The organism is Pseudomonas cremoricolorata (genome assembly GCF_000759535.1).
Taxonomy (GTDB): Bacteria; Pseudomonadota; Gammaproteobacteria; order Pseudomonadales; family Pseudomonadaceae; genus Aquipseudomonas; species Aquipseudomonas cremoricolorata_A.
Map to the genome: position 1 here is coordinate 4,533,128 of NZ_CP009455.1, position 21,534 is coordinate 4,554,661.

At 61.4% G+C, this 21,534-nt stretch carries 22 protein-coding genes and 7 tRNA genes; 4 read left to right on the plus strand and 25 right to left on the minus strand.

Annotated elements, in window-relative coordinates; translation table 11 throughout:
• Positions 1-8: 8 nt before the first annotated feature.
• From LK03_RS20420 to uvrB, 11 genes are all read right to left on the minus strand, one after another.
• Positions 9-452: an Hsp20 family protein gene (locus tag LK03_RS20420; protein ID WP_038414350.1), complete on the minus strand. Its 444-nt coding sequence runs from the start codon at positions 450-452 to the stop codon at positions 9-11.
• Between the two features lie 130 nt (positions 453-582).
• Positions 583-1,551, minus strand: coding sequence for a tRNA dihydrouridine synthase (locus LK03_RS20425; RefSeq protein WP_038414351.1), 969 nt, complete (start codon positions 1,549-1,551; stop codon positions 583-585).
• A gap of 51 nt (positions 1,552-1,602) precedes the next feature.
• Entirely contained in the window at positions 1,603-2,037 is a 435-nt protein-coding gene (locus LK03_RS20430) for an acyl-CoA thioesterase (protein ID WP_038414352.1), read from the minus strand.
• Between the two features lie 161 nt (positions 2,038-2,198).
• Positions 2,199-2,274, minus strand: a tRNA-Glu gene (locus LK03_RS20435).
• Positions 2,275-2,317: 43 nt separating this feature from the next.
• Positions 2,318-2,393, minus strand: a tRNA-Ala gene (locus tag LK03_RS20440).
• A gap of 65 nt (positions 2,394-2,458) precedes the next feature.
• Positions 2,459-2,534, minus strand: a tRNA-Glu gene (locus LK03_RS20445).
• A gap of 44 nt (positions 2,535-2,578) precedes the next feature.
• Positions 2,579-2,654 (minus strand) — tRNA-Ala (locus LK03_RS20450).
• Between the two features lie 53 nt (positions 2,655-2,707).
• Positions 2,708-2,783, minus strand: a tRNA-Glu gene (locus LK03_RS20455).
• A 71-nt stretch (positions 2,784-2,854) separates the two neighbouring features.
• Positions 2,855-2,930: transfer RNA gene (locus LK03_RS20460), tRNA-Ala, on the minus strand.
• 230 nt (positions 2,931-3,160) lie between these two features.
• Positions 3,161-4,642, minus strand: a complete 1,482-nt coding sequence (gene gltX, locus LK03_RS20465) for a glutamate--tRNA ligase (RefSeq protein ID WP_038414353.1) — start codon at positions 4,640-4,642, stop codon at positions 3,161-3,163.
• A gap of 118 nt (positions 4,643-4,760) precedes the next feature.
• Positions 4,761-6,776 carry an excinuclease ABC subunit UvrB gene (uvrB, locus tag LK03_RS20470; protein ID WP_038414354.1) on the minus strand — a complete coding sequence of 672 codons (2,016 nt, stop codon included), beginning with the start codon at positions 6,774-6,776 and terminating at the stop codon, positions 4,761-4,763.
• A gap of 276 nt (positions 6,777-7,052) precedes the next feature.
• Here uvrB and LK03_RS20475 point away from each other — a divergent pair, with 276 nt between their 5' ends.
• Together LK03_RS20475 and LK03_RS20480 are read left to right on the plus strand one after the other, a co-directional pair.
• Positions 7,053-8,249 (plus strand): amino acid aminotransferase, encoded by a 1,197-nt coding sequence (locus tag LK03_RS20475; RefSeq protein WP_038414355.1) that lies wholly within the window; start codon positions 7,053-7,055, stop codon positions 8,247-8,249.
• Positions 8,250-8,304: 55 nt separating this feature from the next.
• A tRNA-Asn gene (locus LK03_RS20480) sits at positions 8,305-8,380 on the plus strand.
• Positions 8,381-8,434: 54 nt separating this feature from the next.
• Here LK03_RS20480 and LK03_RS20485 read toward each other — a convergent pair.
• From LK03_RS20485 to LK03_RS20505, 5 genes are all read right to left on the minus strand, one after another.
• Positions 8,435-9,013: a DUF1285 domain-containing protein gene (locus tag LK03_RS20485; protein WP_038414356.1), complete on the minus strand. Its 579-nt coding sequence runs from the start codon at positions 9,011-9,013 to the stop codon at positions 8,435-8,437.
• 8 nt (positions 9,014-9,021) lie between these two features.
• Positions 9,022-9,627 (minus strand): DUF4823 domain-containing protein, encoded by a 606-nt coding sequence (locus LK03_RS20490; protein WP_038414357.1) that lies wholly within the window; start codon positions 9,625-9,627, stop codon positions 9,022-9,024.
• Between the two features lie 82 nt (positions 9,628-9,709).
• A complete protein-coding gene (locus tag LK03_RS20495) occupies positions 9,710-10,345 on the minus strand; it encodes a TetR/AcrR family transcriptional regulator (protein WP_038414358.1) in 636 nt (211 codons plus the stop codon).
• Between the two features lie 368 nt (positions 10,346-10,713).
• Positions 10,714-11,496 carry a TatD family hydrolase gene (locus tag LK03_RS20500; RefSeq protein ID WP_038414359.1) on the minus strand — a complete coding sequence of 261 codons (783 nt, stop codon included), beginning with the start codon at positions 11,494-11,496 and terminating at the stop codon, positions 10,714-10,716.
• A gap of 30 nt (positions 11,497-11,526) precedes the next feature.
• A complete protein-coding gene (locus tag LK03_RS20505; protein ID WP_038414360.1) occupies positions 11,527-12,513 on the minus strand; it encodes a DNA polymerase III subunit delta' in 987 nt (328 codons plus the stop codon).
• A gap of 119 nt (positions 12,514-12,632) precedes the next feature.
• Between LK03_RS20505 and LK03_RS20510 the strand changes: the two genes are divergently transcribed.
• The gene (locus tag LK03_RS20510) at positions 12,633-13,442 is read left to right on the plus strand and encodes a deoxynucleotide monophosphate kinase (protein WP_240478632.1); all 810 of its coding nucleotides are present in this window, start codon (positions 12,633-12,635) and stop codon (positions 13,440-13,442) included.
• 32 nt (positions 13,443-13,474) lie between these two features.
• On the opposite strand, the gene mltG is transcribed toward LK03_RS20510, so the two are convergent.
• The 9 genes from mltG to LK03_RS20555 form a co-directional block, all read right to left on the minus strand.
• Positions 13,475-14,671, minus strand: a complete 1,197-nt coding sequence (gene mltG / locus LK03_RS20515; protein WP_038414361.1) for an endolytic transglycosylase MltG — start codon at positions 14,669-14,671, stop codon at positions 13,475-13,477.
• Between the two features lie 3 nt (positions 14,672-14,674).
• Positions 14,675-15,490 carry an aminodeoxychorismate lyase gene (gene pabC / locus LK03_RS20520; RefSeq protein WP_038414362.1) on the minus strand — a complete coding sequence of 272 codons (816 nt, stop codon included), beginning with the start codon at positions 15,488-15,490 and terminating at the stop codon, positions 14,675-14,677.
• Complete coding sequence (gene fabF / locus LK03_RS20525; protein WP_038414363.1) at positions 15,490-16,734, minus strand: beta-ketoacyl-ACP synthase II; 1,245 nt, start codon at positions 16,732-16,734, stop codon at positions 15,490-15,492. Before fabF ends, pabC begins: the two co-directional genes overlap by 1 nt.
• A 103-nt stretch (positions 16,735-16,837) precedes the next feature.
• Entirely contained in the window at positions 16,838-17,074 is a 237-nt protein-coding gene (gene acpP / locus LK03_RS20530) for an acyl carrier protein (protein ID WP_038414364.1), read from the minus strand.
• Positions 17,075-17,275: 201 nt separating this feature from the next.
• Complete coding sequence (gene fabG, locus LK03_RS20535; RefSeq protein ID WP_038414365.1) at positions 17,276-18,016, minus strand: 3-oxoacyl-ACP reductase FabG; 741 nt, start codon at positions 18,014-18,016, stop codon at positions 17,276-17,278.
• Positions 18,017-18,032: 16 nt separating this feature from the next.
• Complete coding sequence (fabD, locus tag LK03_RS20540; RefSeq protein ID WP_038414366.1) at positions 18,033-18,971, minus strand: ACP S-malonyltransferase; 939 nt, start codon at positions 18,969-18,971, stop codon at positions 18,033-18,035.
• Between the two features lie 101 nt (positions 18,972-19,072).
• A complete protein-coding gene (gene plsX / locus LK03_RS20545) occupies positions 19,073-20,107 on the minus strand; it encodes a phosphate acyltransferase PlsX (protein ID WP_081951653.1) in 1,035 nt (344 codons plus the stop codon).
• A 3-nt stretch (positions 20,108-20,110) separates the two neighbouring features.
• On the minus strand, positions 20,111-20,293 hold the full coding sequence (gene rpmF, locus LK03_RS20550) for a 50S ribosomal protein L32 (RefSeq protein WP_028633625.1): 183 nt from the start codon (positions 20,291-20,293) through the stop codon (positions 20,111-20,113).
• 13 nt (positions 20,294-20,306) lie between these two features.
• Complete coding sequence (locus LK03_RS20555; RefSeq protein ID WP_028694942.1) at positions 20,307-20,834, minus strand: YceD family protein; 528 nt, start codon at positions 20,832-20,834, stop codon at positions 20,307-20,309.
• Between the two features lie 95 nt (positions 20,835-20,929).
• Here LK03_RS20555 and LK03_RS20560 point away from each other — a divergent pair, with 95 nt between their 5' ends.
• Positions 20,930-21,508 (plus strand): Maf family protein, encoded by a 579-nt coding sequence (locus LK03_RS20560; protein WP_038414367.1) that lies wholly within the window; start codon positions 20,930-20,932, stop codon positions 21,506-21,508.
• Positions 21,509-21,534 lie beyond the last annotated feature (26 nt).

Sequence of the window (21,534 nt, forward strand, 5' to 3'; positions counted from 1 at the left end):
GCCCTGATTCAGTTCAGCACGTTGCTGTCACCGTTGATCGGGATGCGCTTGGCCTTGGCTTCTTCTGGCACCAGACGCAGCAGCTCGATGCTGAGCAGCCCGTTGGCCAGCCCTGCAGCCTTGACCTCGATGTGGTCCGCCAGGCGGAACGACAGCTTGAAGGCGCGCTGAGCGATGCCCTGGTGCAGGAAGGTGACCTCGCCAGCGCCGTTGTCGCGCTTGCTGCCGGTCACGGTCAGGACACCCTTCTCGACTTGCAGGTCGAGGTCTTGCTCGACGAAACCGGCGGCCGCTACCACGATGCGGTAGTGGTCATCGCCATGCTTCTCGACGTTATAGGGCGGGTAGCTGCTGCCAGACTCATTGCGGGCGGCCGATTCGAACAAGTCGTTGAAGCGGTCGAAGCCTACCGAGTGGCGGAACAGCGGTGCGAGGGAAAATGCGGTGGTCATAGTCATAAACTCCTGAGATTCAGCAAGTAAGTCACTGCGCGACCCGAATTCGGCATCGCGTACTCAAAGAGATAGGGCCGGGCTGATCGCTTTCAAGTCTGATTGAAAAAAATTTCGCAGCCGGCGTTCGTCAGGCCACACAACTGTTGGGCGACGCGGCCACGCCGAGCATTTGACTGATCAGCTGACAGTCGTCGGTGCGACGAACGTCACCGAACAGTGCGACCGCTTCCGGGTAACTACGGGTCAGCATGGCCAGCCACTGCTTGAGCCGCCCGGGCGCATAGCGCGGCGACAGCTTGGCCTGGGCCTGACGCCAGAACTCGCGCAGTAGCGGCATCAGCGCCTGCCAATCGAGCGGCTGGTAGGCATGGCCGTCGCGCTCAGCTGCAATCTGCAGGCCCAGATCAGGGCGCGACACCAGGCCCCGACCCAACATGAAGTCCTTGACGCCACTGACCTCACGGCAGCGCTGCCAGTCTTCAACCGTCCAGATTTCCCCGTTAGCGAACACCGGCACCCTGACCACATCCTGCACCCGCGCCACCCATTCCCAGTGCGCCGGAGGTTTGTAGCCCTGCAGCTTGGTGCGGGCATGCACCACCAATTGCTCGGCGCCGCCGTCCACCAGCGCCCTGGCGCAGTCCAGCGCGCCATCCGGCGTCTCGAAACCCAGGCGCATCTTCGCCGTGACAGGAATCCCTGCCGGCACTGCCCGACGTACCTCGGCCATGATCGCGTGCAGCAATTCCGGCTCCTTGAGCAGCACCGCACCCCCGCGGGACTTGTTGACCGTCTTGGCCGGGCAGCCAAAGTTCAGGTCGATCGCCGGCGCGCCCAACTCGCAGGCCAGGGCAGCGTTCTCGGCCAGGCACACCGGATCGGAGCCGAGCAGTTGCACTCGCATCGCCACGCCCGCCGCAGTGCGCGCGCCCTGGCGCAGCTCCGGCGCCAGCTTGTGAAAGGAGGACGCCGGCAGCAGGCGGTCGTTGACGCGGATGAATTCGGTGACACACCAGTCGATGCCGCCCACACGGGTGAGTACGTCGCGCAGAATGTTGTCTACCAGCCCCTCCATGGGGGCCAGGGCAATGTGCATGAATAGCTCTCAGCTGAAATAAGCGGAAAATCGTGTAGGGGTGGGTGTCACTCAAGCCTGGATCACAGCGGGCCCGTAGCCCTCGAGGAATTCTCCGGGCATGCGCCTGGGTCTACCGGTGGACAGCTCGATGCAGGCGAACGTGGTGCGCGCGCGCAGCAAGGTCAGTCCGTCACTGGGGCGCTTGAGCTGGAAATGTCGGGTCATGCGCAAACGCTGATCCCATTCGACGATCCAGGTCGCCAACTGCAACTCGTCGTCTTCATAGCCTGCTGCCAGGTAGTCGATTTCATGTCGCACCACTGCCATGGCCCGATCCAGGCGCCGATACTCAGCCAGATCCAGGCCAAGCCGCTGGGAGTGCCGCCAGGCACTGCGCTCGAGCCAGGTGACATAGGCTGCGTTGTTGGCATGGCCTAATCCATCGATATCTTGAGCACCGACCCGCAGGTCAATGACAAAAGGTGTTGGCAGATCCCAGGTCATAACCGCTCCGTTGTCACGTGAAGCGCGCCAGTGTACCCAAAGCGTGAGCGCTTTGCCGCCCGAAGGGAGTATGCAGAGAAAGGATGAGGCTGACTGAAAAAACAAAAGGCCCATTCAATATTCGAATGAGCCTTTGAAGTCTCGCAAAACGCGAGTAAAAATGGCGTCCCCTAGGGGACTCGAACCCCTGTTACCGCCGTGAAAGGGCGGTGTCCTAGGCCACTAGACGAAGGGGACATGTAACCTTCGCGTAGATGCGCATGACGCATCCTGGCAGAAATGGTGGAGCTAAGCGGGATCGAACCGCTGACCTCCTGCATGCCATGCAGGCGCTCTCCCAGCTGAGCTATAGCCCCGAAAACAAAAGGCCCATTCAATATGCGAATGAGCCTCTTTAAGTCCTGCAAAACGCAGGTAAAAGTGGCGTCCCCTAGGGGACTCGAACCCCTGTTACCGCCGTGAAAGGGCGGTGTCCTAGGCCACTAGACGAAGGGGACATGTAACCTTCGTACAGATGCGCCTCGACGCATCCTGGCAGAATTGGTGGAGCTAAGCGGGATCGAACCGCTGACCTCCTGCATGCCATGCAGGCGCTCTCCCAGCTGAGCTATAGCCCCGGATTTCTAGCCTCTCGGCCCAACGAGGAATGAATTCATCGCTTGTGCAAAACTGGCGTCCCCTAGGGGACTCGAACCCCTGTTACCGCCGTGAAAGGGCGGTGTCCTAGGCCACTAGACGAAGGGGACGAACCTTCTACCTTCAAGACCTGGTTGCTGGACCCGGTCTTGCTTGCTGGCCTTGGCCATCAAGCGGAATGTGGTGGAGCTAAGCGGGATCGAACCGCTGACCTCCTGCATGCCATGCAGGCGCTCTCCCAGCTGAGCTATAGCCCCACAATGTCGCAATCTACCGAACCGCTGGCTGGGTGCCTGGCGCTTCATCTTGGCTGATCGCTGTGGACGGGGCGCATATTAAGATTGGATTGCGATGCTGTCAAACTAATTTTTGAAAAAACTCAAAAAAATTTTCACAGATAACAATCACTTACCCCCGTCCCCCAAGATACCCGGAACAAGGCCGCGCAGGCTCGCCTTGCTCACAGGCCGCACAGTTGTTCCTTGAGTCAATCAATAGTCGCCAAAAGCTTTTCCCACTCTTTGTTTTCTTTCTTCGACACCCCGCCCAGCAGGTCGAGTGCCTGACGCAGACGATATCGGGTCAGGTCCGGGCCGAGAATCTCCATCGCATCGAGCACCGACACCGAACTGGACTGCCCGGTGATGGCGGCGAACATCAGCGGCATGGCGTCACGCAGCTTGAGCGAGAGCGCATCGACCACCGCCTGGATGCAGCCGGTGATGCGCTCTTTTTCCCACTGGCGCAGCCCTTCGAGCTTCCACAGGATGAGCTGGATGACCTGACGCACTTGATCGGCGCTCAGCTTCTTGCTCTGCAACAGGGCCGCATCGAGCTTGATACCACCCTCGAAGAAGAAACCACCCAGCGGTACGACTTGGCTGAAGGTCTCCACACGCCCCTGAACATGCGGCGCGATCTGCATCATGTAGTCGCTGTTGAACGCCCACTGCTGCAGGCGCGCTGCAAACTGCTCGACCGGCAGCTCGCGCAACCACTGACCATTGAGCCAGGACAGCTTCTCGATATCGAAGATCGGCCCACCCAGCGATACACGCGACAGATCGAAGTGCTCGACCATTTCAGCCAACGAGAATTTTTCACGCTCATCGGGCATCGACCAGCCCATGCGCCCGAGGTAGTTGAGCATCGCTTCAGGCATGAAGCCCATGCGCTCGTAGAACGTCACCGAGGTCGGGTTCTTGCGCTTGGACAGCTTGCTCTTGTCCGGATTGCGCAATAGAGGCATGTAGCACAGCTTGGGCTGTTCCCAACCGAAATACTCGTACAGTTTGATAAGCTTGGGCGCCGAAGGCAGCCACTCTTCGCCGCGCAGCACGTGGGTGATGCCCATCAGGTGGTCATCGACCACGTTGGCCAGGAAGTAGGTCGGCAGGCCATCAGCCTTCATCAGCACCTGCATGTCCATGCGATCCCACGGGATCTCGACATCCCCGCGCAACATGTCCGGCACGATGCATACGCCTTCGCTGGGCACTTTCATGCGGATCACGTGTTGCTCGCCCGCTGCCAGGCGCTGCTGCACTTCAGCCTCGCTCAGCTGCAGCGCACGGCCGTCGTAGCGTGGCGTTTCGCCACGGGCCATCTGCTCGGCGCGCATCTGCTCGAGTTCATCACTGGTGCAGAAGCAATAGAACGCGTGACCGGCCTCGACCAACTGCTTGGCGTAGCGCGCATAGATATCGCCGCGCTCGCTTTGCCGGTACGGACCGTGTGGGCCACCGACGTCCGGGCCTTCATTCCACTCGATGCCCAGCCAGCGCAAGGCGTCGAAAATCTGCTGCTCGGACTCGCGGGTCGAGCGCAGTTGATCGGTGTCCTCGATGCGCAGAATGAATTCACCGCCATGCTGCTTGGCGAAGCAGTAGTTGAACAAGGCGATGTAGGCAGTGCCGACATGGGGGTCGCCAGTGGGCGACGGCGCGATGCGCGTACGAACGGTGGTCATGAAGGGTCTCGGATGGCAATGAAACAAAGGCGCGATGGTAGCAGGGAGCGGGCATCCTGCTCCAGCAATGGCGCGCCCGCCGCGTGAGGGCGGCGGGACGCGGCAACCGGGTGCGAACTCAGCTGGTGATCAGGCGATCACGCAGCTTGCCCACTTCATCGCGCAGTTGCGCTGCTGTTTCGAACTCCAGGTCACGGGCGGCCTGGAACATTTTCTCTTCGAGCTGCTTGATGCGTTTGGTGATATCGGCCGGCGTCTTGAGTTCGGCTTCGGCACGAGCGCTCTCCTCCGCCGCCTTGGCCATGCCCTTGCGCTTCTTGCTGCGCGCACCCGGCACAGTAGCGCCTTCGAGGATATCGGTGATGTCCTTGACCACCCCCTTGGGTACGATGCCATGGGCCTCGTTGAAGGCGATCTGCTTTTCCCGGCGGCGCTCGGTCTCGTCGATGGCGCGCTGCATCGAGCCGGTGATCTGGTCGGCGTAGAGGATAGCCTGACCATTGAGGTTGCGCGCAGCCCGGCCGATGGTCTGGATCAGCGAACGATCGGAGCGCAGGAAGCCTTCCTTGTCGGCGTCGAGGATCGCTACCAGGGACACCTCCGGCATGTCCAGGCCTTCACGCAGCAGGTTGATGCCGACCAGCACATCGAAGGTGCCCAGGCGCAAGTCACGGATGATCTCCACCCGCTCCACGGTATCGATGTCCGAGTGCAGGTAGCGAACCTTGACGTCGTGGTCAGCCAGGTAATCGGTGAGGTCTTCGGACATGCGCTTAGTCAGCGTGGTGGCCAGCACCCGCTCGCCAATAGCGACACGTTTGCGGATTTCCGAGAGCAGGTCGTCGACCTGGGTAAGCGCCGGACGCACCTCGACGGGCGGGTCGACCAGGCCGGTAGGCCGCACGACCTGCTCGATCACACGCCCCGCATGTTCTTTCTCGTAGGGCCCGGGCGTTGCCGAAACGAAAATGGTCTGCGGACTGATCGATTCCCACTCGTCGAACCGCATCGGCCGGTTGTCCAGTGCCGACGGCAGGCGGAAGCCGTATTCGACCAGGGTTTCCTTGCGTGACCGGTCACCTTTGTACATTGCCCCTACCTGCGGGACGCTGACATGTGACTCGTCGATGACCAGCAAGGCATCGCCCGGCAAATAGTCGTACAGCGTCGGCGGTGCCGCGCCGGAAGGACGTCCGGACAGATAGCGCGAGTAGTTTTCGATGCCGTTGCAATAACCCAGCTCGAGCATCATTTCCAGGTCGAAACGGGTGCGCTGTTCGAGGCGCTGGGCTTCGACCAGCTTGTTCTGCTTGTGCAGGTAATCGAGGCGGTCCTTGAGTTCGACCTTGATCCCCTCCACCGCTTCGAGCAGCGTGCCGCGCGGCGTGACGTAGTGGCTCTTGGGATAGAACGTGAAGCGCGGCAGCTTGCGAATGACTTCGCCGGTCAGGGGGTCGAAGGCCGCGATATTTTCCACCTCATCGTCGAACAGCTCGATGCGAATCGCTTCGAGGTCCGATTCGGCGGGGAAGATATCGATGACATCGCCGCGCACCCGGAACGTGGCCCGGGCAAAGTCGATCTCGTTGCGGGTGTACTGCAGGTCGGCCAGTCGACGCAGCAATGCACGCTGATCGAGCTTGTCGCCACGGTCGACGTGCAGGACCATCTTCAGGTAGGTCTCGGGACTGCCCAGGCCGTAGATGCACGACACCGTGGTGACGATGATCGCATCGCGACGCTCGAGCAGGGCCTTGGTAGCCGACAGGCGCATCTGCTCGATATGGTCATTGATCGACGCGTCTTTCTCGATGAAGGTATCGGAAGACGGTACATAGGCTTCGGGCTGGTAGTAGTCGTAGTAGGAAACGAAATATTCCACGGCGTTGTTGGGAAAGAACGCTTTGAACTCGCCGTACAGCTGCGCCGCGAGCGTCTTGTTCGGCGCCAGTACCAGGGTCGGACGCTTCACCTGGGCGATGACGTTGGCGATGCTGAAGGTCTTGCCCGAACCGGTTACCCCAAGCAGCGTCTGGTGAGCGAGACCCGCTTCGATACCTTCGACCATCTGACGGATGGCCTCGGGCTGATCGCCAGCAGGTTCGAAGCGGGTAACGAGTTGGAACTCGGACATGAACGACCTCGCATACCTGTAAATTTAGCCAGTAGTCTATACCTGATCGGACAGTCCTGCGACCCCTTCGCTGATCGCTGCGGCCTGCCCTCAGGCAGTGGACCGGCGCAATCGACCGATGGTTGGAAAAAAGTGCGCCACAGCGCGCAAAAACCTGCGCCAGACTGTCGCAGTGAGCAGGCGCTATCACTATACTGACTCCCCGTTTGCACCGCTTCAGTGCATGTGGGCTGAAGGGTGCGTGTTCTCTCATTCGTCAATCAGAGCCAAGGTAAAATGAGCCTGTTTTCCGCTGTCGAGCTGGCACCCCGCGACCCCATCCTGGGCCTCAACGAAGCCTTCAATGCAGACCCTCGAACCGACAAGGTCAACCTGGGCGTCGGCGTCTATTCCAATGAGGAAGGCCGAATCCCGCTGCTGCGCGCAGTGATCGAGGCCGAAACCCAGCGCGCGGCCCAGCATGCCTCCCGCGGCTATCTGCCCATCGACGGTATCGCCAGCTACGACCAGGCCGTGCAGAAACTGCTGTTCGGCGCTCAGTCCCCCCTGCTCGCCGCAGGCCGCGTGGTGACCGTCCAGGCCGTGGGTGGCACAGGCGCACTTAAAATCGGTGCCGATTTCCTCAAGCGCCTCAGCCCCGAGGCGGTGGTGGCGATCAGCGATCCCAGCTGGGAAAACCACCGCGCACTGTTCGAAACCGCCGGTTTCCCGGTACAGAACTACCGCTACTACGACGCCGCCAGCCACGACGTGAACCGCGCCGGTATGCTCGAAGACCTCGAGCGACTGCCTGCCGGTTCGATCATCGTGCTGCACGCCTGCTGCCACAACCCCACCGGTGTCGACCTGAGCCTGGACGACTGGAACACTGTTCTGCAGGTGATCAAGGCCAAAGGCCACGTTCCGTTCCTGGACATGGCTTACCAGGGCTTCGGTGACGGCATCGACGAAGACGCCTTCGCGGTGCGCCTGTTCGCCGACTCAGGCCTGGACTTCTTCGTTTCCAGTTCGTTCTCCAAATCGTTCTCGCTCTACGGCGAGCGCGTGGGCGCGCTGTCGATCGTCACCGCCTCCAAGGATGAAGCCACCCGCGTGCTGTCGCAGGTCAAGCGCGTCATCCGCACCACCTACTCCAACCCCCCGACCCATGGTGCCAGCATCGTTGCTGCAGTGCTCAACAGTGCCGAACTGCGGCAGCAGTGGGAGAGCGAACTGGGCGAAATGCGCACACGTATTCACAGCATGCGCAAACAGATGGTCGAGCTGCTGGCTGAATACGGCGCCCAACGCGACTTCAGCTTCGTTGGTCGCCAACGCGGGATGTTCTCCTACTCCGGCCTGAGCGCCGAGCAAGTGGCCCGCCTGAAAGACCAGTTCGGTATCTACGCCCTGGACACCGGCCGAATCTGCGTGGCGGCGCTCAATCAGGCCAACATCCACGTGGTGACCAAGGCCATCGTCGAGGTGCTCTGATCGATACCTGGGGAAGCTTGACTTCCCCTTTCGAATCAGTAAGATACGCGCAGATTCCGCGATAGCTCAGTCGGTAGAGCAAATGACTGTTAATCATTGGGTCCCTGGTTCGAGTCCAGGTCGCGGAGCCAAACATGAAAGCCCCCAGATGCGTCAGCACTGGGGGCTTTTGCATTCAGCGCGGGTCAGTCCCGTGCTGGCGGCGGGCTGCTGCCATCGATGGGATAGAACTCCCCGTGGCTCCACACGCCCAACTGCTCACGCCCTTCGACAACCCGCGATACAGCCAGCTCGACCAGTTGGTAGAACACGCTGCGATTGATCAGCGCGTGGAGATTGCTGCGCACGCTCAGGTAAGGCGACGGGGTCTCGGTCAGGGGATCGATCTCGACCCATAGCGGGTGCTGGGGACCTGCCTCGATGTCGTCCCCGACGTTGGACGTGAAGCGCAGGCGTTGGTGCTCGCCCTCGCCTTCCGCTTGCAGCAGCACGGCCACGAACGGCGCGTCGTCCACCTCAATGCCGACCTTTTCCACCGGCGTCACTAGGAAGTAGTCATCGCCGTCGCGCCGCAGGATGGACGAGAACAGCTTGACCATAGGTTTGCGACCGATCGGGCTGCCCAGGTAGTACCAGGTGCCATCACGCGCGATGCGCATGTCGATATCACCACAGAACGCCGGGTTCCACAGGTGAACCGGAGGCAATCCCTTACCGCCGGGAAGGTGCGCCAGCAAATCGTCGGCCTTGCCTGAACCCGTCATATCCACCCTCAGCGACTCATACCCACCAGGCTTCGAGCGTACTCGCGCATGGGTGCTGCGAGCAAATCGGCGGGCGTGGTGTCGTGCAGGGTCAGCAGCCCACCGCGACTGCGTATGCGCACGGTATCGATCAGGTAACGGGTGCTGGTCTCGATCAGCATCATCTGCACCACGCCCGTATCCCAACCCAGGCGATCGACGGCCTGCTCGTCGTACCATTGGTCGCCGTTACCGATGCGGTCGTCGGTTCGCGCGTAGCGGGTGTACAGCACGTAGTGCGCCCCCAGAGAACGCGCCTCGGCGAGTGCTTCTTCAAGTCCCAGCGGAGCCTGGGCACGCCGAACCAGGGGGAAGTACTCGATGAAGGCCTTGAACGCTTCTTCGGCCACCACGTTCTGCCGCGGTACGGGACCCTTCCCGGGCGGGACGAAGGCGCCCTGGCCAATCAGGATGAACGAGTCGGGCTGCAAGCGCACCGACAGGGTCCGCCGCGTATCGCTATGGTCGAGCAGGCCAGCGTCGCTCATGTGATAGCGCACGCCCTCGCCCATGTCGCTCACGTTCATGCAACCACTCAGCGTCATCAACGCGAGCAGCAAACCCAGGCTGCGCATCCTTCCTCCTAATGCCGGTGACGAAAAACCGGCGATCAGGCGCCAGATGCAGCTTTTGCGCCAGTTCGCTCAGACCTGACTATCAGTGAGTCGGCTCCGAATCTCGCTTGCGCTTGTTGCCCATGCGCACACCGATGTCCATCAGGAATTGGAAGAACCCTTCCTGATCCTCGAGCACATTGCTCCAGAACGGCGAGTGATAGAGCGCGACCGCCCCATGCACCAGGGCCCAGGCTGCGCAGTAGTGGAAATACGGCGGTACGTCTTCAAGCTTGCCTTCGCTGATACGGCCCTTGATGAGCAAGGTCAGGCGCTCGAAGTTGGAGGCGCGGATACGGTGCAGCTCTTCGACCAGCTCGGGCACCTGATTGCCCTTGACCACCTTTTCTTCGAGACGGTCGAACAGGCGATAGCGCTGTGGATCGCGCATGCGGAACTCGAAATAGGCGCGCGAGAGGGCTTCCTGGTCGCGATCGACATCGTCGGAATGCAGCAGCGTATTCAGATCGCGCTCGTAGTCGAGCATCAGCCGCAGGTAGATTTCGGCTTTGGACTTGAAATGCTTGTAGATGGTGCCTTTGCCGATGCCCACGGCATCAGCGATCATCTCGACGGTGACGCTGTCTTCACCTTGCTCGAGGAACAATTTGAGAGAGGTATCAAGAATTTCCTGTTCGCGACGACGAAATTCACGGACCTTGCGGGGTTCTTTCTGCATGGGAAGGACTGGCTGACGATCGAAGCGCATTATTATGCCCAAATGGCGGCAAAATGCACGGAACATCGAGCATATGGATGTTTCGACGACCAGCCTGCGACAGCCACCACTGGCGACCCGTTCTCGGCGACCAGCAGCAACGACGACCGTTCGGCAGCACAAGCGGCCGCTGAGCAAAAAATGATCAGACAGCACTGGCAGTGTGCCAATCCTGGCCAATACTGGAAGTGTTGGCGCGCTGCCCTCCCCCTGGCGGCACGTCGACAGGGGCGCAAAGGACCAACCGCCCTTGTTTGACTCCTAATGGTCTTGACCCGGATTCCCTCCCCCAGAACCCGGGTTTTTTTTACCTGCTGCCCACGACCCTGTCAGGCCACCCGAGCCAATGGGAACAGGCGCTTGAAATTCTCCGTAGTCTGACGGGCCAGGTTCTCGTAGCTTTCGCTGCGTATCGAGGCGATGAACTCTGCCACTTCCCGCACATACTCAGGCAAGTTGGGTTTGCCACGGTGCGGAACGGGCGCCAGATAAGGAGAATCGGTTTCTACCAGCAGGCGATCAGCCGGCACGCGCCGCGCCACCTCGCGCAGTGCCTCGGCATTGCGGAACGTGACGATGCCCGAGAGTGAAATGTAATAGCCCAGATCGAGCGCAGCCCTGGCCATGTCCCACTCTTCGGTGAAACAGTGCAGCACACCGGCCTGTGGCAGGTTGGCTTCGCGCAACAATGCCAGGGTGTCCGCCTGCGCCGACCGTGTGTGTACGATCACCGGCTTGCCGGTCTGCCGAGAGGCCTCAAGGTGCAGGCGGAAGGAAGCCTGTTGCAACTGGGCCGCTTCCGGCTCGTAGTGATAATCCAGGCCTGTTTCCCCGATCGCCACCGCATGCGGATGCGCCAGCTCGCCAAGCAACCAGTCAAGCGCAGGCGTCTGGTCCGGCGCAAGGTCGAGCGGATGGATGCCCACGGAACAGTCGACATCGGCGTAGCGCTCGCTCAGCGCCTTGACTGCCGAGGCGTTATCGGCGCTGACGCCGATGCACAAAAAGTGACCGACGCCGCGTCCGCGCGCTGCCTGCAGCGCAGCGTCGAGTGACCCCTGATGAGCGCTGAGATCGAGTCGGTCGAGGTGGCAATGGGAATCTACGAGCATGAGAAGCCTTACATCGTAATCAATGGAAAATCAGCGCGAGCCGGGCAACTGTGCCCACTGCGCCAGCAATGCTTCAAGCAGCAATGCGCGGTTGAGGTTGGCCTTGGCCATTACCTTCTGACGCTGCTCCAGCACCCAATTCTGGGCCTGCAGAACGCCGGCCTGGGGGCTTTTCTGCCCCAGGTACTGGACCACTTTGCGCATATCGGCAAGGCCCAGCCCTGATTCGTCCTGGGTCAGCTGATAACGCAGGATCAGGTGCGTCCATTCGAAAAACCAGTCGAACAGGCGCAGCAGGGAAATGGCGTTCCAGGCGTCGGCCAACTGGCTGGGCGATTGCTGCTGCTTGAGCAGCTTCTTCACCCCTTCGACAACCAGAGCGCGTTGATCGAGTACGTTGTCTTCATGCAGGGCCAGGGCCGCCAGTGGCGAACCACTGGCCAGCGTCAACAATACGTCGCGCTGCTCGGCGTCGCAGGCGACCAGTGCTTCGGCCAGCCATGTCTGGCTCTGTGCGACCGTGGGTTGCGGGCAGGCGATCTGCTGGCAGCGGCTCTTGATGGTCGCCAGCAAGCGGCTGGGCTGATGACTGACCAACAGCAGCACCGTATCACCGGAGGGTTCCTCCAAGCTCTTGAGCAGCGCGTTGGAGGCATTGACGTTCATGGCTTCGACAGGCTCGATGAGCACCACCTTGCGCCCGCCTTGCTGGGCCGTCTGTACCACGAACGTCACCAGTTCGCGCACCTGGTCGACCTTGATCGGCTTGTCCGCCTCTTCAGGCTCGAGAAGGAAGTGATCCGGATGGCTCCCGGCCTTGAGCAACAGGCACGACTTGCACTGCTGGCAGGCGTCGGCGCCTTGCGGTCGCTGGCACAGCAGGCGCGCCATCAGACGCTCGGCCAGGGACCTCTTGCCGATACCCCTGGGGCCGTGCAGCAAGTAGGCATGGGCATGCTGGGAACGTCCGGCCAACTGCTGCCACAGGGCAGTCTGCCATGGATAGGCCTCAACCATTACCCTGCCCCCAATGGCTGCGCACCGCACTCGACACCAGGCTGTTACGCACTCCTTCCACTCACCTACCCTTTACATTCATTCGTTATGCCAAGAAAATCGCAGCTTTGAGCCTGACTATGCCTACCATCATCGGTCTCGCCGCGATCGCCAGAAGCGGCAAGGACACCGTCGCCTGCATGCTGCTCGAGTATCCTCAAGTGGCCGCCTATGCCCTGGCCGACCCGCTGAAGCTCGGGTGCCAGGCACTGTTTGGCCTGAACGACGAGCAAGCCTGGCAAGACCCGTACAAAGAACTGCCGATCGACCTGTGGGGCACTTCTCCACGGCAGATGTTCCAGCGCGCGGGCACGGAATGGATGCGGCATGATAATCCAGACCACTGGCTGCTGCGAGCGGATCGACAGCTCAACCACCCTGCCCCCCCTTACCGCTGCGCAAGCACCGAGCAACTGGCTTCCCCGCAGGCAGCGCTGTGGCTGGCCGTGCAGGCCTTCTGGGGCCTCAGTCATGGGCAGACCTGGAGCCTGGCGGGCAGGTCCGAGCGCGATCCTTACTGGGGAAAAACGCCACACGAGATGTTCGACGTTCTGACCGCCTGCGTCGAACGTGATATACCCGACTACGCGACTAAACGCGCCCGCAACCCGGTCCATGAAGGTACCCGTCGCCTGACCGATGCCGCCGGCAAATCGGTGTTCGTCATCAAGGACATCCGCTACGAGAACGAAGCGGCATTTTGGAGGGCCCATGGCGGGGTGATCTGGCACATCGTCCGTGATGATGCGGTCAGGGTGCACGCCCACTCCTCGGAGCTCGGAATCGAGCGCGCCGAGGGCGACGTGGTCATTGAAAACAACGACTCACTGGCAACCCTGCAACGGGCGGTACAACACGCCTGGCGCCAGCAGATCGAACGTCAGGCCTGACCTGCCGCCGCTCCCCGCCGCCTGGCGTGAGACTATTGCGCCGCGTCGCTCTGCTGCGCGCGAGCCGGCTTCTCGGCGGGCTCTGGCGTGGATGCGTCGGGCCCGATCCCTGCCGGCGCGTCATCCTCTTTGTTCTGTGACGCTTCCTGAGCTGGCTCGGATGCCGGGCTTGGTACGCCTGGTGCAGCCTTGCCGCCCGGCGCTGGGCTGGAACGGTAGTCGGCGCGGCGCTTGAGCTGATACTCGCGCACCGCCGAATTGTGATCGTTCAGATCATCGGAAAACACATGACTGCCATCGCCGCGGGCAACGAAATACAGACTCGTGCCTGCCGAGGGGTTAAGGGCTGCATGAATGGCCTCCCGGCCGACCATGGCAATCGGCGTAGGCGGCAGGCCCACCATGGTGTAGGTATTGTAGGGGGTCGGTTCACGCAAGTCGGCGCGGGTGATGCGCCCGTTGTATCGCTCGCCCATCCCGTAGATGACCGTAGGATCGGTCTGCAGCATCATGCCCAGGCGCAGGCGGCGAATGAACACGCCGGCGATCTGCCCGCGCTCCTGTGGAATACCGGTTTCCTTCTCGACCAGCGACGCCATGATAAGCGCCTGGTAGGGGTCTCGATACGGTAGATCGGTCGCACGTGCCGCCCATTCCTGAGCCAGCACATCGTCGAGGCGCATGTAAGCCTGCTGCAGTAGCTCGACGTCGGTCATGCCGCGCACGAAACGGTAGGTGTCAGGGAAGAACCGGCCCTCAGGGAACACACCTGAATGACCCAGCTTGTCCATGACTTCAGCATCGCTCAAGCCATCGAGGGTGTGCTGCAACGTGTCATGTCTGGCCAGCGCAGCGCGCACCTGGCGGAAATTCCAGCCCTCCACCAAGGTGAGGGTGTACTGCACCACGTCACCACGGCGCCAGGCGTCGAACAGTTCACCCATGGTCATGCCGGGGGTCAGGCGATACTCGCCGGTGTGCAAGGGCGTGCCCGCCATATTGAAGCGCCAGTACAGACGCAACCACAGCGGGTCATCGAGCAGTCCGTCCTGCTGCATTCGGTAAAACATGCGGTTGGGCGTGGTGCCGCTCGGCACTTCGAGCATACGCTCGGCGCTGAGCTGAATTGGCTGATCGACCACGGAATGGACCTTCCAGGCCGCCCAGCCGAACGTCAGGCCCGCCAGGACCAGGGCAATCTCAAGCAGCAGGAGGAATTTACGTCTCACGAATCAGGTATCCAGTAGCGCGCGGGCAACGGCCTGCAGTGTACGGGTGAGCGGGCCTGGCGACCAGTTCAGCTCGCCACAGCCACGTACCGGCCAGATGCCGTACACGCTATTGCAAACGAACACTTCATCGGCCTTGGCCAGGTCATCGTGGGAAAGGTCGCCGATATGCACCGGAATGTGCAGCCGATCGGCCTGCTCGATCAGCGCAGCACGCATCACGCCCGCCACGCCACATCGGCTGAGGTCGGCGGTAGACAACTGACCGCTGCACACCAGAAACAGGTTGCTGTAGACGCCTTCAATGACTCTGCCATGCATATCGCGCATCAATCCTTCGGCGTGTTCGACGTCATGCCATTCGGCGCGCGCCAGCACTTGTTCGAGGCGATTGAGATGTTTGAGCCCAGCCAGGCGGGGTTGTTCCGACAGGCGCGTCTGGCAGCTGAAGAGGCGGATACCCTGTTCGGCGTTTCCTGCAGGGTACGCCGGCAACGGACCGGACTGGAGAATACGCCGCGCTGGCGAAGCGGGAGAAAACGCATAACCGCGCTGACTGTCGCCGCGGGTGAGAATGAGCTTGACCACGCCTTCGCCCAGCTCAGTGGCGTAGCGTTCGACTTCGTCGCGCAGCAGCGCCGAGTCGACCTCGAGCAGAAGACGCTCGCAGCCGTGGGCCAGGCGGGCGAGATGGCCGTCGAGCAGGCTCGGCCGGCCGCCTCGCACGGCGATGGTCTCGAACAGACCATCGCCGTAGGCCAAGCCGCGATTCTGTACATTCAGCACAGAAGCCCGGTGGCCATCCACCCAGGTATGCATCAACCCTGGAACCGGCGGAACACCAGCGATCCGTTGGTACCGCCGAAGCCGAAGGAGTTGGACAGCACGACATCGATCGGCATGCTGCGCGCCTGATGCGGCACGAAGTCCAGATCGCAACCTTCGTCAGGCTCGTCCAGGTTGATGGTCGGCGGCGCCATCTGGCTGTTGATCGCCAGAACACTGAAGATCGCCTCTACCGCACCGGCTGCGCCCAGCAGATGCCCAGTCATCGACTTGGTCGAGCTGACCGCGAGCTTGTAGGCGTGCTCGCCAAACACCTGCTTGATGGCTGCCACTTCGGCGATGTCGCCTGCTGGGGTAGAGGTGCCGTGGGCGTTGATGTAGCTGACCTGCTCGGGGGCGATGCCCGCATCGCGCAGGGCGTTGGCCATGCAGCGGGCGGCGCCTTCGCCAGTCTCGGGCGGCGAGGTCATGTGGTAGGCGTCGCCGCTCATGCCGAAGCCGACCAGCTCGGCATAGATGGTGGCGCCTCGCGCCTGGGCATGCCCGAGCTCTTCGAGAACCAGAGCCCCCGCCCCATCGGACAGGACGAAGCCATCGCGGCCCTTGTCCCAGGGACGGCTGGCTCGGGCAGGCTCATCGTTGCGTGTCGACAAGGCACGCGAGGCGCCAAAACCACCCATGCCAAGGCCGCAGGCGGCCATTTCGGCACCGCCGGCAATCATCACGTCGGCTTCACCGTAGGCGATGTTGCGTGCAGCCATGCCAATGCAATGGGTACCGGTGGTACAGGCGGTGGAAATAGCGTAATTGGGTCCCTGCAGCCCCAGATGGATCGACAGGAAACCGGAAATCATGTTGATGATCGAACCCGGCACGAAGAACGGCGAGATCCGCCGAGGCCCCTGTGCATGCAAGGTGCGGCTGGTGTCTTCGATGTTGGTCAGGCCGCCGATGCCCGAGCCCATGACCACACCGATGCGCTCGCGGTTGTCATCACTGATGTCCAAGCCGGCATTGCGTACCGCCTGGAAACCCGCCGCCAGGCCATACTGGATGAACAGATCGAGTTTGCGTGCTTCCTTCGCCGACAGGTACTGCTCGACTTCAAAACCTTTCACCGAGCCGCCAAAGCGGGTGGAGTAGGCGGTCAAGTCGGTATGTTCGATCGGACCGATACCGCTGCGTCCAGCCAGAATACCCTGCCAAGTGCTAGGTACGTCAGTACCCAGGGGCGACAGCATCCCCATACCGGTGACCACGACGCGTCTACGCGACACAGTACTCTCCTTTTCAAATGACTACGGCTCTTGCAAAGAAAAAACCGCACGCCAGTGACGGCAGTGCGGTTTTTCCCGACAAGAAGCGTCGACTACTTGCGTCTTAAGCCTTGTGGTTATTGACGTAGTCGATTGCAGCTTGAACGGTAGTGATCTTCTCGGCTTCTTCGTCCGGAATCTCGGTTTCGAATTCCTCTTCCAGAGCCATCACCAGCTCAACGGTGTCAAGCGAATCGGCACCCAGGTCATCGACGAAGGACTTATCGTTGGTCACATCCTCTTCTTTGACGCCCAGTTGCTCGGCGACGATTTTCTTGACGCGTTCTTCGATGGTGCTCATACCTAGTTTTCACTCCTAATGGACATATGTCAGGCAGCTGACCGGTGGGTAATTTTATAGAAAGACGCCCGCTTTTCAAGCGTAAAGCGTTTTCAGGTGAATCACCGCTCAGTTACCTGGAATCTGGTTGCAGCTTTATAAGGGATTTTAGGCTCGCAGTATGACTGTTTTTTGAAGCAGTCCGTCACATTTGCCAGCAGGTTACATGTACATACCGCCGTTCACCGGAATGGTCGCACCGGTGACGTAGGCTGCGCCTTCAGAGGCGAGGAACCCCACCACCTTGGCGATTTCGTCAGCCTGACCCAGACGTCCCAAAGGAATCTGCGACTGCAGACTCTCACGTTGCGCCTCGGGCAGCTCACGGGTCATGTCGGTATCGATGAAGCCCGGCGCTACCGAATTGACCGTGATACTACGCGAACCGACTTCACGCGCCAGGGCACGGCTGAAGCCTTCAAGGCCCGCCTTGGCAGAGGCGTAGTTGACCTGGCCGACGTTGCCCATTGCACCGACGACCGAGCCGATGCTGATGATACGGCCCCAGCGGGCCTTGGTCATGCCGCGCAGAACGCCCTTGGACAGACGGTACAGGCTGTTGAGGTTGGTATCGATCACATCGAACCACTCGTCGTCTTTCATCCGCAACATGAGGTTGTCGCGGGTGATGCCGGCGTTGTTGACCAGAATGGTCGGGGCGCCAAACTGCTCGCCAATGGCTGCCAGAACGGCCGTGACCGACTCGTCGCTGGTGACATTGAGGGCCATGCCAGTACCGCTGATGCCGTGCTCCTTGAGGGTTTCGGCGATACGCTGCGCGCCAGAGTCGGAGGTGGCGGTACCGATGACGGTCGCGCCTTGGCGGCCCAGCTCAAGCGCGATGGCCTGGCCAATACCACGGCTGGCGCCGGTGACGAGTGCAACTTTACCTTGCAGGCTCATGCAAGTTTCTCCTAAATCAGGCCAGTGCCGCGCGGGTTGCGGCAACGGCGTCAGGGGTGTTGAGGTTGTAGGTGGTCACGCCGTCGGCGCAGCGCTTGTTCAGGCCGGCCAAAACCTTGCCCGGCCCACACTCCACCAGGTTCGCCGCACCTTGTGCGGCCAGCGCCTGGACGCATTCGACCCAGCGAACCGGCTGGTATAGCTGGGCCAGCAGGTCTTGCTTGAGCGCCTCCAGATCGGTTGCAACACCAGCGCTGACATTCTGCACGACAGGAATGGCCGGAGCCTTCCAGTCGATGCCCTGCACGGCTTCTGCGAAGCGTTCGGCAGCAGGCTTCATCAGTGCACAGTGGGACGGCACGCTGACCGCCAGGGGCATGGCGCGCTTGGCACCGGCAGCCTTGCACAACTCGGTGGCGCGATCGACAGCCGCCTTGTCACCGGCAATGACCACCTGCCCCGGCGAGTTGAAGTTGACCGCACTGACGATCTGACCTTGAGCCGCTTCGGCGCAGATTTCCACGACTTTGGCGTCATCGAGCCCAAGAATTGCCGCCATGCCGCCCTGTCCGGCAGGCACGGCATCCTGCATCAACTGCCCGCGCCGCTCGACCAGGCGCACGGCCTCGGCGAGCGTCAGGCTGCCCGCGGCCACCAGCGCACTGTACTCACCCAGGCTGTGGCCTGCGACGAAGGCAGGACGAGCCCCGCCCTGCGCCAGCCATAGACGCCAGAGCGCGATCGAAGCAGTGAGAATCGCCGGTTGCGTCTTGTCGGTCTGGTTGAGCTGCTCGAGCGGACCTTCCTGGACCAACGCCCAGAGATCATACCCCAGGGCAGCCGACGCCTCCTTGAACGTTTCAATGATGAGCGGCTGCTCGGCGCCCAGCTCGGCGAGCATGCCTAGCGACTGGGAGCCTTGCCCGGGAAAGACGAATGCGAGGGATGCAGACATGGAACAAGCCCTTATGATCGTGTCATCGATGAGGTGCGCCGGAACCTGGCCCGACGCGCAGTCTGAAAACTTGGATGAAAACCCCGACCCACCGGTCACATTCAACCGCCCGGGGGTTCCGGAGAACGCGGCAGTAGATCCTCGAGCTGACCACGCAGGCGCTCAGGCACGTTATGCCGGATTTCGCTGAGCGCGCGCTCAATGGCACTCTGAAACCCTTGCATGCCCGCCGAACCATGGCTCTTGATGACGATGCCCTGAAGCCCGAGAAAGCTGGCGCCGTTGTGTCGTGCAGGTGCCAGTTCGGCGCGCAGACGCCTGAGCAGGGGCAATGCCAGCACGCCAGCAAGGCGGGCCAGCAACCCCGAACGGAACAATGCCTGCAGACGCTCGCCGATCATGCTGGCCAGACCTTCGCTCGACTTGAGCACGGCATTGCCGACGAAGCCGTCGCACACCACTACGTCAGCCTCGCTTCGGTACAAGCCATCGCCTTCGACGAAACCGACGTAGTTCAACCCTCGCGCCTCGCTCAGCAGCGATGCGGCCTGCCTGACCTGCTGATTACCCTTGATTTGCTCGGTACCGACATTGAGCAGTGCGATTCTTGGCCGAGCGATGCCCAGCGTCTGAGCGGCGACCGCGCCCATGACGGCGAACTGGTACAGCTGTTCGGCCGTGCAATCGACATTGGCACCAAGGTCGAGCAGCTGACAGAAACCGCAGTGGGTCGGAATAGCCGCCACCATGGCCGGCCGGTCGATGCCCGGCAGGGTCTTGAGCACGAATCGCGACAACGCCATCAGCGCGCCGGTATTGCCGCCACTGACGCAGGCCTGGGCCTTGCCGTCACGGACCAGCTCCAGCGCCACGCGCATGGAGGAATCGGGCTTGCTGCGCAACGCCTGCGCAGGTCGCTCGTCCATACCGATCGCTTCGCTGGCTGCAGCGATGGACAGCCGTGTGCGCTCGACAGCAGAGAGGCCGCTGACAAGTTCTTCGAGAAGTGAGGGTTGTCCAACAAGAATGAGGTGAAGCGAGGGAGTAGCTTTAAGACAGGCGATGCTGGCCTGAACAATGAGACGGGGACCGAAGTCCCCACCCATCGTATCGATCGCGATGATCTGAGCGGACAAGGATTACTCGTCAGCGCCCTTGTCGACCACTTTGCGGCCACGGTATACGCCTTCTGGCGAAACGTGGTGACGCAGGTGAACTTCACCAGTGCTCTTCTCTACCGACAGCGCGTTTTCCGACAGGGCGTCGTGCGAACGGCGCATGTCACGGGCAGAGCGGGATTTTTTGTTCTGCTGAACAGCCATAATTGATTAACTCCTAAACGTTTGGGTCACGCTTTAACTGCGCCAAAACACTGAACGGGTTGGACCGCGATACCTCGTCCTTGCTCGGCTCGGGCTCATCTGCGCCCGCCGGCTGCTGGCATTCTTCCGGATGATGAGCAGGCACGATAGGCAGAGCGAGCAATAGCTCTTCTTCGATCAGCGCCTGCAGATCCAAAGGATCTTCGCCCAGTTCCAGCACGTCATAGCCTTTCGGCAACGACTGGGTATTCGCACCCTCCTTCACCACGGCGTAGGTACATTCGCTGTGGATCGGCAGGGTGACCAGCTCAAGACAACGCTGGCAAACCATCTTGACCTCGACGTCCAGCTCCGTGTGGATGACCACGGCGTGCTGTTCATCTCGTTCAAAATCGAACTTCGCCTGCACCGTACCGACATTATCGGAAAGCGGGTCGCAGAGTCTTTCCAAATCAGCGAGCTGCAGCGAACCCTGGAGGGTTACGCCACGGTCGGCCAATTTGCGCGGGTCAACGTGAGGTGGAATCGGGTCATTCAACATAGGCGCAGCATTCTAGGGATGCACCCTGCCCCTGTCAAAGGAAATTAGGCGCCGTTACGTATGTTAAGGTTGCGCCGAACTGCCCGGAGTCCATGATGCTTCCTTTATTACTCGCCTCCAGCTCGCCCTACCGTCGCGAACTGCTGCAACGCCTGCGGCTGCCGTTCGCCTGGAGCAGTCCCGATATCGACGAAAAACGCCTTGAGCACGAGCCGCCAGAGGCGCTGGTCAAGCGCCTGGCCCAAGCGAAAGCCCAGGCGCTGGCAACTGCCCACCCCGAACATCTGATCATCGGTTCCGACCAAGTGGCGGTACTGGATGAACAGGTGCTGGGCAAACCCCATACGCCCGAACGCGCCTGCGAACAACTGCTGGCCGCAAGCGGCAAATCGGTGACCTTCCTCACCGGACTGGCACTGCTCAACACCCACACAGGACAGTGCCAGGTCGACTGCGTGCCGTTTACCGTCAACTTCAGGGCTCTGGATCGAGCCTGCATCGAACGCTACATCCAGGCAGAGCGACCGCTGGACTGCGCAGGCAGCTTCAAGGCCGAAGGCCTGGGCATCAGCCTGTTCCAGAGCACCTCCGGCAGCGACGCCACCAGCCTTATCGGCCTGCCGCTCATCCGCCTGGTGGACATGCTGCTGCACGAACACGTGAGCGTGCCCTGAATGCACAGCGGGGCGAGCCGATCACT